The organism is Microbulbifer okhotskensis (assembly GCF_023895975.1).
In the GTDB taxonomy this organism is placed as follows: domain Bacteria; phylum Pseudomonadota; class Gammaproteobacteria; order Pseudomonadales; family Cellvibrionaceae; genus Microbulbifer; species Microbulbifer okhotskensis.
The window spans coordinates 12,999-29,091 of record NZ_JALBWM010000051.1 but is presented as its reverse complement, the minus strand read 5'-3'; the positions used below and the strand labels follow the sequence as shown (position 1 = coordinate 29,091).

12 protein-coding genes are annotated in these 16,093 nt (G+C 48.7%); 3 read left to right on the top strand and 9 right to left on the bottom strand.

What is annotated here, in order from left to right; genetic code table 11:
* Positions 1–168: 168 nt before the first annotated feature.
* The 6 genes from MO867_RS12520 to MO867_RS12495 all read right to left on the bottom strand — a co-directional run bounded on the left by MO867_RS12520 (position 169) and on the right by MO867_RS12495 (position 5,529).
* Entirely contained in the window at positions 169–459 is a 291-nt protein-coding gene (locus MO867_RS12520) for an endonuclease dU (protein WP_252467960.1), read from the bottom strand.
* 162 nt (positions 460–621) lie between these two features.
* Positions 622–1,185, bottom strand: a complete 564-nt coding sequence (locus MO867_RS12515; protein WP_252467939.1) for a DUF1415 domain-containing protein — start codon at positions 1,183–1,185, stop codon at positions 622–624.
* Between the two features lie 8 nt (positions 1,186–1,193).
* The gene (locus tag MO867_RS12510; RefSeq protein ID WP_252467937.1) at positions 1,194–1,727 is read right to left on the bottom strand and encodes a DUF2058 domain-containing protein; all 534 of its coding nucleotides are present in this window, start codon (positions 1,725–1,727) and stop codon (positions 1,194–1,196) included.
* 151 nt (positions 1,728–1,878) lie between these two features.
* The gene (locus MO867_RS12505) at positions 1,879–2,973 is read right to left on the bottom strand and encodes a PaaI family thioesterase (protein ID WP_252467935.1); all 1,095 of its coding nucleotides are present in this window, start codon (positions 2,971–2,973) and stop codon (positions 1,879–1,881) included.
* Positions 2,974–3,096: 123 nt separating this feature from the next.
* Complete coding sequence (locus MO867_RS12500) at positions 3,097–4,575, bottom strand: alpha/beta hydrolase (protein ID WP_252467933.1); 1,479 nt, start codon at positions 4,573–4,575, stop codon at positions 3,097–3,099.
* 102 nt (positions 4,576–4,677) lie between these two features.
* A complete protein-coding gene (locus tag MO867_RS12495) occupies positions 4,678–5,529 on the bottom strand; it encodes an alpha/beta hydrolase (RefSeq protein WP_256473985.1) in 852 nt (283 codons plus the stop codon).
* 697 nt (positions 5,530–6,226) lie between these two features.
* On the opposite strand from MO867_RS12495, the gene MO867_RS12490 reads away from it, so the two are divergent.
* Together MO867_RS12490 and MO867_RS12485 are read left to right on the top strand one after the other, a co-directional pair.
* Positions 6,227–6,742, top strand: coding sequence for an RNA polymerase sigma factor (locus MO867_RS12490; protein ID WP_252467918.1), 516 nt, complete (start codon positions 6,227–6,229; stop codon positions 6,740–6,742).
* 485 nt (positions 6,743–7,227) lie between these two features.
* On the top strand, positions 7,228–10,305 hold the full coding sequence (locus tag MO867_RS12485; RefSeq protein ID WP_252467916.1) for a TonB-dependent receptor: 3,078 nt from the start codon (positions 7,228–7,230) through the stop codon (positions 10,303–10,305).
* Between the two features lie 285 nt (positions 10,306–10,590).
* Here the strand turns inward: MO867_RS12485 and MO867_RS12480 are convergent, their stop codons facing one another.
* Complete coding sequence (locus MO867_RS12480) at positions 10,591–11,073, bottom strand: PraA/PraB family alkane oxidation protein activator (RefSeq protein WP_252467905.1); 483 nt, start codon at positions 11,071–11,073, stop codon at positions 10,591–10,593.
* Positions 11,074–12,133: 1,060 nt separating this feature from the next.
* Between MO867_RS12480 and gnd the strand changes: the two genes are divergently transcribed.
* Positions 12,134–13,654, top strand: coding sequence for an NADP-dependent phosphogluconate dehydrogenase (gene gnd, locus MO867_RS12475; RefSeq protein WP_252467903.1), 1,521 nt, complete (start codon positions 12,134–12,136; stop codon positions 13,652–13,654).
* Positions 13,655–13,713: 59 nt separating this feature from the next.
* On the opposite strand, the gene rdgC is transcribed toward gnd, so the two are convergent.
* Positions 13,714–14,706 (bottom strand): recombination-associated protein RdgC, encoded by a 993-nt coding sequence (rdgC, locus tag MO867_RS12470; protein ID WP_252467901.1) that lies wholly within the window; start codon positions 14,704–14,706, stop codon positions 13,714–13,716.
* Positions 14,707–14,867: 161 nt separating this feature from the next.
* Complete coding sequence (locus tag MO867_RS12465) at positions 14,868–15,995, bottom strand: alkaline phosphatase family protein (protein WP_252467899.1); 1,128 nt, start codon at positions 15,993–15,995, stop codon at positions 14,868–14,870.
* Between the last annotated feature and the right edge of the window lie 98 nt (positions 15,996–16,093).

The window sequence follows — 16,093 nt, the reverse complement described above, 5'->3', positions numbered from 1 at the left end:
TTAGACAAGATAATTACAGCCACGATTTAAGCTGATTTATATGGGACAGCCCTGGCTCGATTCCCACTCTGCCCTGTCATCATGGCCGCGCCAATCATATGAGCCAGCCGTAAAGCTTCTGGCACATGGCCAGTATCGGTAGCCAGCACCAAAATCTCGGCGGCAGTTTCAGGTTTGCATCCCTGCACTTAGAAATGGAAGCGGTTGGCACTGTAAATCTGCCCAGCCCTTCGCAGGGTTTGTTTTCGCAGATGGGAATCTGGGAAGTTCTGCAGGGCTTTGTCGATAGCCTCCATATTGGGAGGCTTGCGCATTACTGCGATGCAATATGTTGGCCAGCTTGGTTAAATCAATGATATTAAAGCCGCCGACGGCGACGCCGTCAGTAAGGACAGCGTTCACTTGGCTGTAAAACTTGCTCTCTTTTAGCTGGGTGGCAATTACTTTTGTTGAATCCATGCCATCTTTGCCGGCCTGCCCCCATAACATCCCTTAAAAACGGGTGTTTGAACAGACAATACCGCTGATCTTTGCCGGTGAGCCCTTTGTTTTCCAAAGGGGGCGTCATCAAATCCTATGAGTCGAACCCGATTTTAAGGCGTAGCAGCTCTTCTAGTGACTTCATTGTCTTTCGGGGTTGAGCTGAAATATGTAGGGAAATAGCTTTAGTTTTTCCTCGTGGCTCAGTGATTCCACTCGGAGAATATTATTGTGTGGAATATTTTCAGGGTTTGGATAAACATCAATCATCTTCTCCAAATTTTCCTCGCGCAACAGGTGCAAAATTGGATAGGGTGCTCGGTTGGTGAGGTTTTCGGCATCGTCTGGCGCGGTACCGGCAAATTGGTAATCCGGGTGGAAACTGGCCAGTTGATATTTACCTACGTAGCCATGGCGCTCCAGTAGCCACTCTGCCAGATCCAGGAACTGGTTATAGTCAGCGAAGTTCTGAAGGCAATTGGGGATAATCAGCAGGGTAGTGAGTAGCTCGCTTTCTGGTGTGGTGTCGAGCCTTTGAAGTTCCGCCAATAAATCGGCCAGTAACGCCTCGTCATCTTTTTCCTTGCTGACCTTAAAGCGAATCTGCTTGGCTCGTAGGGGTTTGCGTGCGAAAGGGCAGAGATTCAGGCCTACGACCACATCGGTGAGCCACTGGCTCACCGTTGGGATTATTGCTTTTTCCATCTAAAGGTTTACCACATCAGGTCGTCGGGGATCTGGAAGTCCGCGTAAGGGTCATCCTCGTTGCCAACCGCAGCAGTTTCAGTGGGCTTCACGACGTTGCCGGCATTGCGCTCGGCGATTTTCTCGGCAATGACCCGTGGAACCAGCTCGAAGCGTTCACCTTGGGCGACGATCATTAAGCGGCCGGCAATCAGGTGGTCGCGCAGGACGTCGGTGATATAGAGGGTCTTGACCTTCTTGTCGAAGGTGAAGTTATAAGCGGTTTCGCCTGAATAGGGCTGACGATTATTGTCAACCAGTTGCTTGATCTGTGCGGCAATGGCTTTTTGTTGCGCCGCTGCGTTGCGCTGGGCATTAAGGGCGCGATCGCGGGCGGCCTTATCTGCTTGGGATTTCTGTGCTGCGAGCTTGGTTTCGTCGATTTGGGGTTGAGCCGACTTCTTGGCAACTTTTTTTTGCTTGCGTTTGTCCTTGCTGATCTGCTTGGCTTTTTTTTGGTCGACAAGTCCCGCTTGAAGTAATTGGTCTTGCAGTGAGGCCATAGTTTCTTATCCGCAACATTCAGTGGTTAGGGTTGTCGTTATTGACAGGGAATTTGGGCAGCTGTACTGGTCAAGTCCTCGTCAGCTCCTGGGTTCTGGCATAACCAGTGGGCATTTTACCTTAAGATCGCGTCTTTGCCGCTAGGAATTTCTATGGCGTCCATGGCCTGCCAGAGGTGGCAGTGGCAATGATTTCGTCGGGTTGCTTCCCGTCGCTGAGCATTTGCGCTCCGCCGGGAATAACCAGCGCCGAGCCTGTGGCGATAGCGACGCGCTTGCCGCTGGGAGTGTCGATATTACAAGAGGATACCCTCAACTGACGACCGCGGTGGAGCACTTGCGCTTCCAGAATCAGGTCGCCGCTGTTGAGTTTGGCGGGGCGAGCAAAGCGAATATGCATGTCCAGCGTTGCAAAAATGGACCCGGCCGGTAGTGTAGAGTAGACCGCGCCACCCATTGTGAAGTCTGCGGCCCAGGCCAGAAGCCCGCCATAGATGGATAGGGTTCCATTGGAGAACCAGGGGGAGGAGGGCATGGTTGAGATACAGCGACCATTTTCCACTTCGATGGCACGGTAACCCGTGAGCATCCAGATTGGATGAGAGCGCCCGTCGTTGATGGTGTTGCGCTGCAACTCGATCGGTACTTGCTCCGACAGATGTGCCATATCGCAGAAAAAAGTTTTCGGTGCTGGGCGCAGGTAAGGGTCTGGAGGGTCGGTTGGTCCCAGATCCGGTACTGGAAGTTCCTGATCTGGGTTGACCGGAAAGTCTGCCACAAGACAGCGTGTGCTGCCGAAGGCCAGAGTTCTGCCATCCTGATCGTTAATTTGGATACTGGAGAGACCCACTTGGCTTCCAGAGTGAATGGTCGTAGCTCTCCCCACAATATTTTGGGTACTCGTGGTAATCGGGCGAATAAAGCACATATTGAGCTCTGACGTGCTCAGAACTTTACCTGCGGGCAAGGTTGTCCAAATTGCTGAGGCTAGCGGCGCATCGGCAAACATTGCATAGATACCGCCCCAGTAGATACCGGTGCCATCGGCCAGCCATGGAGTGATGGGCATTGAGTAGGTCGCTTTACCCAGCCCCGCCTCGGTCGGCATCATTCCGGTGAGCCGCCAAAAGGGTGGTCCGGGTAAACTGCCGCGAATATAGCGTTTAAAGGTGTCCAGGCCGGACTGCTGAAGCGCTCTCAAGTCACAAATTGCACCACGATGAATTTCGTCGGTGATATTAGTCATCCCCCAGCCTCCAGTTGCATCTACAGAAAGGGTAATGTGCGGGAGAATAGGAAGCGAGGGAGCGCGAGGGGTTGTCGTTGTGATGGCAGGCCTGTATCCAGCCATCACTGGTGGTCTTTCCGGTTAGTATTTTTTCGGGGCCATATCGGGAAGTTCTACCATAATTGTGGTTTTTTCGATGGGTTTTCCCTCCATGAATAGATTGATCGTATCCTGGATTTCACTGGAGGCCATAAACAAATTGTGTCCGGCATTCTCTACTGTTACTTTTGTGGTATTACTAAATCCTGAAATGGCTTCATGTTGGCTTTCCAGGTAAGTTCTCCCATCCAATGTGCCGCTGAGTAGAAGCACCGGGATATCACTGATTAATTTCTTGCGAAAATCTTTTCCGAGGTCCAGTTCGGGAGCGAGGCCATCATAGTGAAAAGAAAAATTCAGGTAGTCTTTTAGTAATGCGGTTTTGGACTGTTCTTTAACTTCCAGTTTGCGTTGATTATCGATGCCGGAAGCAATATCCATTGCAGTCGCCATTGGGCGCAATGAAATAGCAACCCCTGGGTGTAAGAATCCGTCGGGAAAATAGCGTTTCGGAACTTTGTCGAAGGCGGGAGCTTCCCCCAGGTCCAGAGTACGATAGAATTCGAGAAGATGAGCTGTACTTTTAGGGTCGGCAATAAATGCCGAAGCAATTTGTTGCATATCCCTGCGTTGCAATAGGTAATCCAGCTCATGGCTATCATGCTGTGTAATTTTTATTTTCATTGGCTGCTTGTCCAGTTTTGCGTGAACTCTCCTTATTAAAGCTTTGATGTCAGGGTATGCTGCTCGCGCTGCAGCTTGCTGGTTAATGGCTTGTTGCAGACGATCCCAATACTCCTCGGTACGAGCGGGAAGTTTGATGGTTTGCTCTAGCCCCTCTGCACTGGATAAAATCAGTTTGTCGATGGAGCTTTCAATTTCCTTTACTGCCGCCAATGCCAAGTGGCTACCATAGGAGGTGCCCCAGAGTACAATTTCTTTTGCACCCAAGTGTTTTCTCAGGTCATCCAGGTCAAGTGCGTTTTCTTTGGTGTTATACGCTGAAAGGTTAACATTCCGTTCCTGCCAAATGGTTAAGCATTCTTTTAGAGCCTCTTGATGGTAGCGAATATACTCCGAGTCTGAGATTGCTTTAAGGGGTGGGACAGTCTGTTGGGATTCACAGTTAGGTAAATCATTGGAAAGGCCCGTGCCGCGTTGGTCCAACGCAATAACATCCCCGTATCGGCGCAGCGCCATAAACATATCAAAGCGAAAGTTGACGGTCATAATTCCGGAGCCCCCGGGTCCGCCCGCAAGATAGATAATAGGGGGGGCCGTTTTTTCTCCTATTGCAGGGAATCGGACATAGTGAATGGGAATTTTACGGCTCTCTTTAATGCTGCGGTCCTCCGTCACCTCAAAAAAACCGCTATAGCCCTCAGCGGATTGCTTGCTCCATGTGGTAAATGTATAGGGCTCTTCATTGGCTATTGAGGTTGCTGTTGCATGCGGAGAGTTCAGCGAATATGTGGACAGTATGGCCATAACGGAAAGAAAAAGAGTATAAAGGTTTCTCATTGTTTTAAGCCTTGACAACCCAGATCCTGGGTTGGAACAGTATACAGCTGGAAAAATTTATGTCGTTGACCATTTAACGGTAGTGTTTGTCGGTTGGCGATTTTATTTGTTCGTTTTATATATCCAGTCTAGTCCCTGTATCGCTGTTGTAGGAAAAGCAGTGCCGTGATTGGCTTCTGGGATAATCAGCAACTTAGTATCTACTTCAATTCCTTTTTCGGTTTTTAATTTGTTGTACAGTTTAAGCGCACCTGCGACCATGTCGTTGTGAGTGTTACTGTTGATTGGGTTCTCAAAGGCGCCCACTGCGATAAATACTTTACGGAGTTTCGTACTTGATTTGGCTTTGAGTTTCAGGATCATTTCTTTGTCATACCACACCGAAGGACTGCCGAGAATATAGTTGTCAAAACTCCCAGGGTGGCTGAGCAGTAAATAAGCCCCAAATAACCCACCCAGGGAGTTGCCCACAAAAGTGTGTCCCCGCTCGGAGAGACGATAGGATTTTTCCGCATAAGGAAGGATAGTATTTTTTATAAATGTGGCGTGATAGGGGGCTTCACCAGTTATGTACTCCCAGTCGGTATTGGTGCTAGGAGTAAAGTCGCGTATGCGACTATTCTGGGCACCTGAGTTTTTTGAGTAAGATAGACCGACGAGTATTACCTCCTCCATTTTGCCAAAATGCATAGGCGCTTGAGTGACTCCAGAGATGAGCTGAAAAGTGTAATCGGCATCGGTAACAAGCACTAAAGGATATTGTTTCAACGGGCTCTTGCTGTAACTCTTGGGTAGCTGAATGAATAGAGAGTAGAACCTTTTACTGCCAGGGTCCTGTAATTCTAGGCTGTAACTGCGGGGGATTTGCACGGGTATTGCAGCTGTGTTAGCTGAAGAAAAATGGGAAAAAAAGACACTTACTATACAAAATGTAGCGATAACAGATCTAATCATGGAGGTGAATCCTGTGGTAATGCTTACTCAGTCCTTATGGTGATTCCAGTCACGCCCCACACTGAAGTACTAATTTCTGATTTACTTTCGCCAGTTCATTACTGATAAAAAGTCAGGTAAGTACCTCAGCATATCGAACTATCTAACCGTTGGAAACCGATTGGGAAAGTTTGCTGTTGGTTTTTGTTGCTTTAAGGTGGGGAGTACAAATATTTTCATGCTTGTGCACAAATGTAAAAATATACTTTGATAGCTTGGCTGAGTGATAAATGAATAATGCAGTTTTTATATTCCGTAAGGTGTCTTTGTTTTAGTTTTTCTGCTTTGTTTTATATTTTGTGGTTTAGTTCGTGTGTTTTCGCTCTTTTTCGAGTTTAATAGTCTAAGATTTGATTTAAATAACGCTCTTGATCTTTTTGGCCGCGATTCTTTTGTGGGTGTAATTTAGGCGTTGGTTTGTTCTTAGTGTAAAGAGTAATCCTTTATCGTATGATTTTGCTGGTGCACTCTACCTGGGCGTGAATGACCAGTCTAAGTGGGTGAAACTAAAGTCGTATAGTTTCAAGTTAAAGTTAGTACTAAGTTTTAAATAAAAAATAGATTTCAAATATAAAAATAATTTGATCAGCGAACACTTGGTTGCTTTTGCTTTCTAAAGGTTAGACTGCCTGGTCACAACTGACGGCTTGCTAATAAAATGGAAAACAACTATCAAAATGATGTTGCTCAATGGGTCGTAAAATATGGATTGGGGTTAAGGCGTTACTTTGCTTCCAGAGTTAACCTGTCTGATGTCGATGATTTGGTTCAGGAGGTCTTTACCCAGTTGTTTGTCCGCATTACAAGGCATGGAAAAGATATTGATAACCCCAAAATTTATATTTATGCGGTGGCAAAAAATCTCCTGATCAGCCATGGCAGGCATCAGAAAACCAGATGTGGAGCACTTCATGACTCCATTGACTGTAAGTTTGATATCCCTTACTTAATTAGCCCGGAGCGCACTGTTATGGGGATTCAAGCCTATTCCCGTGTCTTGGAGGCTATATTAGGGCTTCCCCCTAGGGCCGGCACTGCTTTTCGGTTTCACCGGTTTGAGGGAATGACCTATCAAGCGATAGCCGAACAGATGGGGATTTCTAAGGAGTCTGTCAAGGAGCTAATACAGCGCGCTTTGGTGCGGGTGCGGCAGGCTGTAGAAGAGGCATCTTAAAACCTCATTGGGTACCACCTGATATTTTGTCAGCCAGTTGTCGATCATAGGCTGGCTATTGAGTAAGTATGAATTGCGGTATTGGTATTTCCTTGGGTAGTGTCATTGTTGAGAGGGTGCTGCCCGAATGCACTCAGGCAGTATTTCCATATTAATAGCATGATGGAGTTATTTCTTGTTTTTTAGCGGCCTGTTGAAAATGTGACTCCTGGATTTTGTCAATCGGGCTGTACGGTAAGTTTCCGCAAATCCTGCACAAAAAAGCAAGTGGCTCTAGTCTCAAATTTGACCTGAGCGCCCCTAATCGATTTAAAAATCTTCCTTAAAAATGTTGTTTTATCTGCCAGATAAAGTAGTACAAGAATAATTATCTTTTTATCCCCCCCATTTTTTTTAATGTGCGTCTTAGCTTTTGTTGTACCTGAAATAGGTTTAGATCAGGTCAACGGCCCAATAATACCGACAATAAAGAGAGACGCAGTGAGATGATCAAACCCGCCAAACAAAAAACATTGATTGCACAAGCGATTTACCAAGCTGGTCGCAGTCTTCAAGCGAGCTCCTGGTACAGTGCCGCGATAGCATCGCTTGCAATTGCCGCAGTGCCATCCGTTGCGATTGCCCAAAGCAATACGGAAAGTGGTCGCTCAACTCAGGCCATTGAGGAGGTCACTGTAACCGCACAGAAGATTGAAGAGAGTATTCAAGATGTACCCATTGCGGTTTCCGCACTTAGCGGTGACAGTATGGATGATCTTAAGATAGAGCGGGGCGAGGAGCTTCTCCGCGCCATACCCAATGCCAACTTTTCCAAGGCTAACTTCAGTACTTATAATTTTTCAATTCGCGGCGTAGGTACCAAAGCGGTCTCGGCCAGTACAGACCCAGCTGTGGCAGTCAGTTTTAACAATACCCCATTAATACGCAACCGATTGTTTGAGCAGGAGTTTTTTGACGTTCAGCGGCTGGAGGTATTACGCGGTCCGCAGGGAACTCTGTATGGCCGCAATGCTACTGCTGGCGTTGTTAACATGTTGCCAAATATGCCAACTGGTGAGTTTGAGTCAGAAGTGCAGGCCGAGGTGGGTAGTTATAATTCGAAGCGTGCCAATGGCATGTTTAATATCCCTTTGGGGGATACCCTGGCATTTCGCTTTTCGGGTGCTTTGACTCAGCGAGATGGGTTCGATACCAATACCTTTACTGGCAATGATGTTAACGATCGAGACCTTTACTCTACCCGCGCAATTTTTGAATGGAAGCCCGCTGAGAATCTTAATGCTAATCTGATCTGGCAGCATTTTAAAGAAGATGATCAACGTTCGCGCACAGGAAAACAGCTGTGTACCCGTGATCCTGGGCCTGACATGATTGGTTTGACAGAGGTCCCTGACAGTCTGAGTCGGCGTTTCAGTCAAGGGTGTTTACCCGGGTCTCTCTACGATGCCGATGCCTACAGTACGCCAAATGCTAGCGGTTTTGCCTATGTAATTATGCCGTCAGGTATTCCCCTGGGGCAGGATGAACCGGGCTTTTTTGGCAATACAATCTATGCCATTGATTCCAATTTTAACCCCTATGCGAATGTGGCCCAGTCACGAGATTTGCGTGAAATTGCAACGAGCTATGACCCTAAATTTCGTGCAGAAAATGACTTGGTGCAACTGAATATTGAAGTTGGCATTGGTGAATCTCTGCAGTTTTTCTCTCAGACCACCTATGCCAAGGATGATTACTATTCCTCCCAGGATTATAACCGCTATGTATCCGACCCTATTTTTAACGATTCTGAAGGGCTATTTGGGCTGCAGGGCGAGAATCCCGATCCGGGTCCCACGCCAGGTGGTGTATACACTGATCCGCAGTTGGGCCCGTCGGACCGTATACTGGCTGTAGATATCAGTCAGTCAGACAACCGTCAGTGGAGTCAGGAGTTCCGCTTGCAGTCGAATTTCGATGGTCGCCTCAATTTTTCTGTGGGTGCCAACTACCTGAATTTTGAGTCTCAGGATGACTATTACGTTTTCAATAATCTGTTTACCTTTATGGCTGAGTATTTTTACAACACGCCAACATTTGAGGAGATTTTTGCTGAGGGGCTGGATTTTCTGTTGCCTGCAACCCGGAACTGCGAAGGAGTGGATGAGCAGTATGCGCGAGAGTGCCTCTATGTAGATTACAACTCGCTCGGTCAGATTGATGATCAGGGACACAACTATTTTCTTAGCCGGAATTTGGTAGAGACCCGCTCATGGGCTCTGTTTGGCGAGACCTATTGGCAGGTTACCGATGACGTTAAGCTGACCACCGGCCTGCGTTATACTGAGGACCGCAAGACAGCCACGCCGGTCCCCAGTCAGTTGTTGCTGGCAGCAAATTACCTACCTGATGGCGAGGTGGAGTCGGGCCCGGCCTCTGGAGGTATAACGGGTGAGGGCTATCCGCGCGGCGCTGATATTGAGCAGGAATGGCAGGAATACACCGGGCGTGTGGTATTGGACTGGCGGGCCGACACACCATTTACTGATGAAACACTAATGTATGTATCCCTTTCACACGGTTATAAAGGTGGAGGCGCAAACCCTCCAAGAATGGACATTGATCCAACGGTGGTCCAGTACCAGCCCCTGGCGGAGACTTTTAAGCCGGAGTTTGTCAACGCGATTGAATTTGGTACTAAAAATAGTTTACTCGATGGTAGCCTGACGCTGAATACCAGTGCATTTTATTACGACTACAGCGATTATCAGGTCTCTCAAATTGTTGATCGAATCTCTTTCAATGAAAACTTTGATGCGGAGAGCTGGGGGCTCGAATTGGAAGGTGCTTGGCAGGTGACTCCCAGTACCCGGGTCGATATGAACCTTGGATACTTGAAAACTCGCATCGCTGATGGAGCGGGATCTATTGATGTGATGAACCGCACTCAGGGCAATGAAGATTGGATGTTGGTACGCCCCAGTGTTCAGGTACCCTCGAACTGTGTTGCGCCAGTAGAATTGGTGGAAACCATTATCAATTCACCCAGCGAGGATCTGCACGAGTTGATGCTGTGGTCACTGTGTGCTGGTTCTTCCAGGTACGGTTCTTTTACGCCTGATATCGAGACGAGTGACCATTTACGCTACGATTTACTCTTGGGGATTGACCCTTACAACCCGCTAACCGACGCGCCAAACGGTGGCCAAGGATTTGCTGCAGATTTGAGTGGCAATGAGCTGCCTAATGCACCGAACTTTACGGTTAGTCTGGGCATAGAGCACGCGATTACCCTGGAAGATTGGGACTTGAAACTGCGTGCCGATTACTATCGTCAGTCCGAGAGTTATGCGCGGGTTTATAACAGTGTTTACGATAGGCTAGAAAGCTGGAGTAACTTCAACGCCTCAGTAACGCTTACCCAGCCTGCCTGGGATATGCAGATGCAGCTGTATGTAAAGAATATCTTTGATGATGCGCCGATTACTGATTTCTTTACTAATAGTGATGATACCGGTCTCAGCACCAATGTATTCACATTAGAACCAAGAATTGTCGGCTTTAGTATTAGTAAAGGATTTTGAGGACAGGTTAATTGCTAGGATGCTCCGACAGTTCAAGTCAGACACTTAGGATTTATAGATTAATAGTTCCGGCCTAAAAATACCGCTGCAGGCACTTGCTTGCGGCGGTATTTCCATCCTGTAAATTTTGATCTCTCTATTTCATGGCCGCCTGTAAAACACTGGCGCAGATGGATGATTGTGCTGGAACTTCATCCGCTCGCGCCGAGCTATGGCCGGCAGCGGCACATCCTTGTGCCGTTTAACTCGTTGGTTTACAGAGTTATAGGTTTATCCGGGTATGCCTTAGGGTACAAATGAGACCTGTGGGTTACTATCGACCACCCCGTAAATTACGCAGGGGCTTCCGCCTGCGGGACTGGAGGGAATGTTTGCACCATTAAAGGTAATTCGGCCGGTGGAGTGATCAAAATCTCCGACCAAATCGCCAACGCAAGAGCCGGTGACGGCTTGTACCACTACATCTTCAAGAGTAATGGTGTCATCAGCATTGCCGACCACGTTGTAGGGCAGGGAGCTAAAAGAAATGGTACCACACAGCCCAAAGAGGCCCCCAGACAATGACAAACTACCCACCGATGCGTCAGAACTGACGATATCGATACTGCCCGAGAGATTGCAGCTGAGTTGAATGCCCTTCATCACCGTGATATTTCCAACATTAAATAATGCTGATGAGCCGTTGGGGGACCAGGTGTCCGCACTGGCTAAGGCGGGAAATCCGGTGGCAGCAATACAAAGTGATACTGTGGCAAGAAGTTTTTTCATGATAATAATTTCCTCTTCGCTCCGTGAGATCGAGATTTCTGTGCAGGCTATGCAAATTTATTATAATTGCAGAGATTGCTAATCGATCGGTGTGGGTTAATTGCATCATCGCAGGAAGGTGCCTGTTCAGTTGGGCGATTTAATTTCATCAAAAATGGCCTTTGCCAGACGGCTGCCTCCCATTAATAAAAGACGTGATCGAATTGTTTTGGGGGGAGTTGAATTATTTAAAACGACGTTTTTTTATTTTATTAATATTTTTTATTCAGTTGCAGTCTGCAGGGTAGGTTAGTCCTTAAGATTCGGTTTATGAATATTCGTGATTTTTTGATCGTTATTTGTTAGGGGTTCCATCGGTGTAAAGGATGACGGGAATTAATGGCTCCAGGGATTATTTGTCAGGCAGACGAGTAAGCCAGGTACCAACTCTTGAAATAGCCGCAGGTTTATATGGCCCCACGGCTATTCAATTGCAGGCAAATAGTGGGGGACTCTTTTTTGCGGAGTTGGGAATCAAGGGAGGTCAAGAAAATTATTTGGCTAGGTCAGACGTAACCCCGGCAGTTGGAGGATAAGCTGGAGTCTTTGCAGGGTTTAATGGCACTAACAGTTCTATGTAGGGTGTACTCAGTGATTCTCACTGGGGAAGGCCTGATAATCTTAAGCGCATGACTAGACAGCCATTCTCGGTTAGTAGTATTCGATACGAAAGCGAGTATTGAATATTTGGGGACCATTTCATGGGTTCGCGTCGGTGTCTGGCCCATGGCGGTTCGCCCTTGTGCCGCGTTCACTGCGTTAACAGGTTTGTTTGTTGGGTTAGTGCTGGCAGCATCTGTCGGAACATTGTCCTCTGGTGATAAAGAGTGGGGCGGGGTTGTTTTGACGGTTTGAGGACCCGGTTGGCACACCGCTGCTTTATACTGCTATTTGTTATCCTACTAGGCTGGAATTAGCGTTAAGACGGACTATTTTGTGGAGTTTTTGCTCTCCCGGCACTGGTTCCATGTTGCTATACTCCGCGCCCTTGAAAGCCCCCTTTCTTTTTACGGAGAACTTGATGTCTGAATCACAGTGCGATATTGGCTTTATCGGCGCCGGTGTGATGGGTAAAAACCTGATCCTGAATCTGGCCGATAACGGCTACAGGGTCTGTGCCTTTGATCTTGATCACAACCGGCTCAATGCGCTGCTGGAGCAGGATAAGAAAGAGTGTGGGGGGCTGCCTGCACGTGTCGAGACTTGCAATTCTTACACCGAGCTTTTGGCCAAAGTCAAAGCGCCGCACCTGATTATTCTGTCTGTCCCCGCCGGAGCTCCGGTTGATGATGTTTGCAGTAAATTGATGGATGCGGGCCTGAAGGCAGATGATATTGTTGTTGACACGGGTAACAGTCTTTGGACTGATTCTGTAGAGCGGGCCAAGCGCTACGAGGGTAAGTTGATTTTCTTCACCACGGCGGTATCGGGTGGCGAAGTGGGTGCTCGCTTCGGTCCCTCACTGATGCCCAGTGGTGATCGCTATGCCTGGAGCCGTATAGAGCCGGTTTGGCATGCCATCGCCGCCAAGGTGGACAAAGCCAGTGGCCAGCCTATTGAGCGCTTCGAGCCAGGCAGCCCGGTTCGGGAGGGCGAGCCCTGTGCAGCCTATATCGGTCCGATCGGTTCAGGCCACTATGTAAAAATGGTACACAATGGCATCGAGTATGCCGATATGCAGATGATCTGCGAAGCCTACCATGTAATGCGGACCGCCTTGGGGATGGCGCCTGAGGAAATTGCTGAAGTGTTCCGGGAGTGGAATCGCGGTCCCTTGAACAGCTATCTGATTAATATCAGTGCTGAAGTGCTATCTACTTTGGACTCTGTTACCGAACAGCCGCTGGTGGATGTGATTCTCGATCGTGCCGGTCAGAAGGGGACCGGTCTGTGGACGGCCATGAGCAGTTTGGAGGTGGGTTGCCCGGCACCGAGTATTGCTGAAGCGGTATATGCCCGTTCATTGTCTACCCGCAAAGTATTGCGTACCCGTGCGGCACAGAAGCTGCAAGGCCCAGAGTTGACACAAGTGGCAGCGGAGCAGCGTGAAGAGGTGATCGCGCAACTGCACGATGCTCTGTACTGTGCAAAAATCTGTGTTTACGCTCAGGGCTTCGACTTGATGAAGTTGGCTGCGCGTGAGCAGGGCTGGCAGTTAAACTTCTCGGAAATTGCTCGTATCTGGCGTGCGGGCTGTATTATTCGGGCGGTGTTCCTGCAGTCTATTAGTGATGCCTACGACCGCGATCCGAAACTCTCCAATTTGTTGTTGGATGACTTCTTTACTCAGCAGATTGCCGATCACCAGGCCAACTGGCGCCAGGCGGTGGCGAGCGCCACTTTGAATGGTATCCCAGTACCGGCTTTGTCATCTGCACTCAACTACTACGATGCATTCCGCACCGTATCCCTGCCGGCAAACCTGTTGCAGGGGCAGCGTGATTACTTTGGTGCTCACACCTTTGCGCGAGTGGATCAACCTGAGCAGCGCAAGTACCACGTTCAGTGGAGCGAGCCGGGCCGTCCGATGGTTGAAATCTGAGATCCCCAGAAACGGATAGCGATGCGCCCCAGAAGGGTCCGCATCGCGGCAAGTCGAAGTTAAAAAACGACTTCGTCCACTTCTTTTGTCAGTGCGTCAGCTTCCTGGCGGGACGCTTTTGCCATAATCTCCTCTACACTCGCTGACTCGGTATTTACCCCTCCGAAGGCCGTCAGCAGGTCTTTGACTAGGGCGGAAATTTCCAGAGTCATTACGGCAAAGTCAGCATCAAATTGATGTACTGCACTCTCTGCATCAGCGCTGTCCGCCTTTTCCAGGAGTTCATCGCTGAACTTTATGCGCTTTAAGGACAGCTGGTCGTCAGCCAGAAATTCCACTCCGCCGCGCCAAGTCAGGCCCAGCTTGTGAACCTGCAGCCCAGCGACCAGGTGGTTGTGTATCTCCTCTGCGCAGAGATCCTGATTTTTGCAGCGGATCACACTGCCGCTGTCTTTTGGGTCGCGCAGTTCGCATTCATGACCAAAGTCGAACTGTAGTGGTGCTTCAGGGGCACTAAGCCAGTGGGTCATGGTCTGCTGAGGCAAGTTTTTTGCGGAGAGTGGCACTACCGCGAGGCTGCTAATCGCCTCGCGCAGATTTTCCAACAGTTCCTCGGCGGCAGAAGCGGAGGCAGCATCTATCACCACCCAGCCATCTTGCGGGGCGATATATGCATATTGCAGGCGAGAGCGGGCGAAAGCCTTGGGGCGCATCTCCAGTAAGACTTCGTCTTTGAGGTTTTGCCGCTCTTTGCGCCCCACCTGACGAGCTTCCTTCTGGGAAATTACTTGCGCCAACTCCTCAACTTTCTCGTTAACTACGGCTGCTGGGATAACCTTTTCCTGCTTTTTGGCGCAGATCATCAGGTAGCCATTGGTCGCGTGCACCAGCTGGCTACCGTGGCGCCCGAGCGGGGGCACCCAACCATAGCGCGCGCTGTCCTGGCTACCACAGGGAACAAATGCTTGTGTTTCCAGCAATTCGTCCAATTTTCCAGCATCCAGGGTAAATTCTTTGGTCAAGCGATAAATACGGAGGTTCTTAAACCACATACATCAAGCCATCTGTTTTCAGTTGCGAGTGCGGTCTGCAATTATGCGGAAACTGGGGCGGGGCAGCTAGTGAGATGTTATCAAATGCCATATTGTTTGTTATTTGAACGAATCGTGCCGGGGAGGAGCGCCGCCAGAGCTGGCGGCTCCAGGCAGTTTTGCTATTGCTTGACGATACTGTCAATGGCCGGACCGCTTTCCTTAGAAAACGCTTTGGGCTTGTAGTTGAGCAGCTTGAGTGCCGTTGCTGCCACTTGGTCTTGGAGAATGGTATCACCACCTGACACTTCCCCGGAGGCCTTGATATCGGGGCCCAGCGCGGCGATCCAGATTTCGTCGGAACCGGGAACGCCCTGCGGGTGGGGGTGGTCCTCTTTGCCAAAGTATTGGGCCAATGCAGGGCCGCTGGCGTGGTGTGGCCAGGATTCGACTGTGTTTCCGCGGCCGTGGTCCACCGTGATAATCAGGTTGGTATTATCGCGGTAATGCTCCAATGACTGTAGCGTCTGCCACAAGCTGGCCAGTATCATATCGCTGCGGTGTGCCGAGTGGAGGTATTGGTGGTATTCCTGATCGTGAGCAAAATCGTCAGTTTCTCCTAGGGCAATATACATCACCCTTGGCTTTTTGCTGATCAAGTACTCTTTTGCAAAGCCATAAGTGAACGCATCTGGCCTTACGTCCTCCCAAAAAACAGGAAGCTGGCCTTGCAAATCGTTGAGAAATTTTGCTCTTTGGGTCAGCTTGGGCCAGCTTGCCGGTTCCAGGCCAGCATTGACATACACACCGCTGCGCTCGCGATTAATTATTGAGGCGAATGCACCCCAGCTGCCAAATGCGGCGACGCTGCCTTTAAATTCGGGTTTGTTAATCAACCACTCAAGGAAAGTGGTATTGGCATTTGGAACAGGATTGTTGGAATTAATTTTTGGATCGGCAGACCCGGTTAATATTTCATTGTAGCCGGGATAGGAAAACCACCAATTATTGGTGACTCTGGCCTCTGAACCTTTTTCACGGTTACCGATCAGGGTGCCTTTATTTGCTACGGTCTGCCAAATAAAGGGCATCAATTTTTGACGCTTTTCCTCGGGAGTATTTCCGTGGAAATTGTCGATTAAAATTTCTTTATTATCGGTAAATTCCTCATGGTTAAGGAGCGCTGTATCATATCCAGAAAATACTTCTTGCCAGCGCAAACCATCTATGGTTACTAGTATTAGATTGTCGGCACTATAGGCTTGTGTTGATAAAAGCAGGGCTAAAACAGTGGTAATAAGAGATTTCATTGGAATTTCACTCTGCGGGATATAGGTGGTCGCTGAATTGGATTGGTTAATCGGGGATTTTGCGTAGGTTTTACCTTTCTTTTTTATTAAAATAAGAA

Excerpts from the sequence above, each read along its gene's own strand:
- MO867_RS12505 (WP_252467935.1), bottom strand. The coding sequence starts at position 2,973 with ATGACTAATATCACCGACGAAATTCATCGTGGTGCAATTTGTGACTTG.
- MO867_RS12500 (WP_252467933.1), bottom strand. The coding sequence starts at position 4,575 with ATGAGAAACCTTTATACTCTTTTTCTTTCCGTTATGGCCATACTGTCC.
- gnd (WP_252467903.1), top strand. The coding sequence starts at position 12,134 with ATGTCTGAATCACAGTGCGATATTGGCTTTATCGGCGCCGGTGTGATG.
- MO867_RS12490 (WP_252467918.1), top strand. The coding sequence starts at position 6,227 with ATGGAAAACAACTATCAAAATGATGTTGCTCAATGGGTCGTAAAATAT.
- MO867_RS12515 (WP_252467939.1), bottom strand. The coding sequence starts at position 1,185 with ATGGAAAAAGCAATAATCCCAACGGTGAGCCAGTGGCTCACCGATGTG.
- MO867_RS12465 (WP_252467899.1), bottom strand. The coding sequence starts at position 15,995 with ATGAAATCTCTTATTACCACTGTTTTAGCCCTGCTTTTATCAACACAA.
- MO867_RS12510 (WP_252467937.1), bottom strand. The coding sequence starts at position 1,727 with ATGGCCTCACTGCAAGACCAATTACTTCAAGCGGGACTTGTCGACCAA.
- MO867_RS12485 (WP_252467916.1), top strand. The coding sequence starts at position 7,228 with ATGATCAAACCCGCCAAACAAAAAACATTGATTGCACAAGCGATTTAC.
- rdgC (WP_252467901.1), bottom strand. The coding sequence starts at position 14,706 with ATGTGGTTTAAGAACCTCCGTATTTATCGCTTGACCAAAGAATTTACC.
- MO867_RS12520 (WP_252467960.1), bottom strand. The coding sequence starts at position 459 with ATGGATTCAACAAAAGTAATTGCCACCCAGCTAAAAGAGAGCAAGTTT.
- MO867_RS12495 (WP_256473985.1), bottom strand. The coding sequence starts at position 5,529 with ATGATTAGATCTGTTATCGCTACATTTTGTATAGTAAGTGTCTTTTTT.
- MO867_RS12480 (WP_252467905.1), bottom strand. The coding sequence starts at position 11,073 with ATGAAAAAACTTCTTGCCACAGTATCACTTTGTATTGCTGCCACCGGA.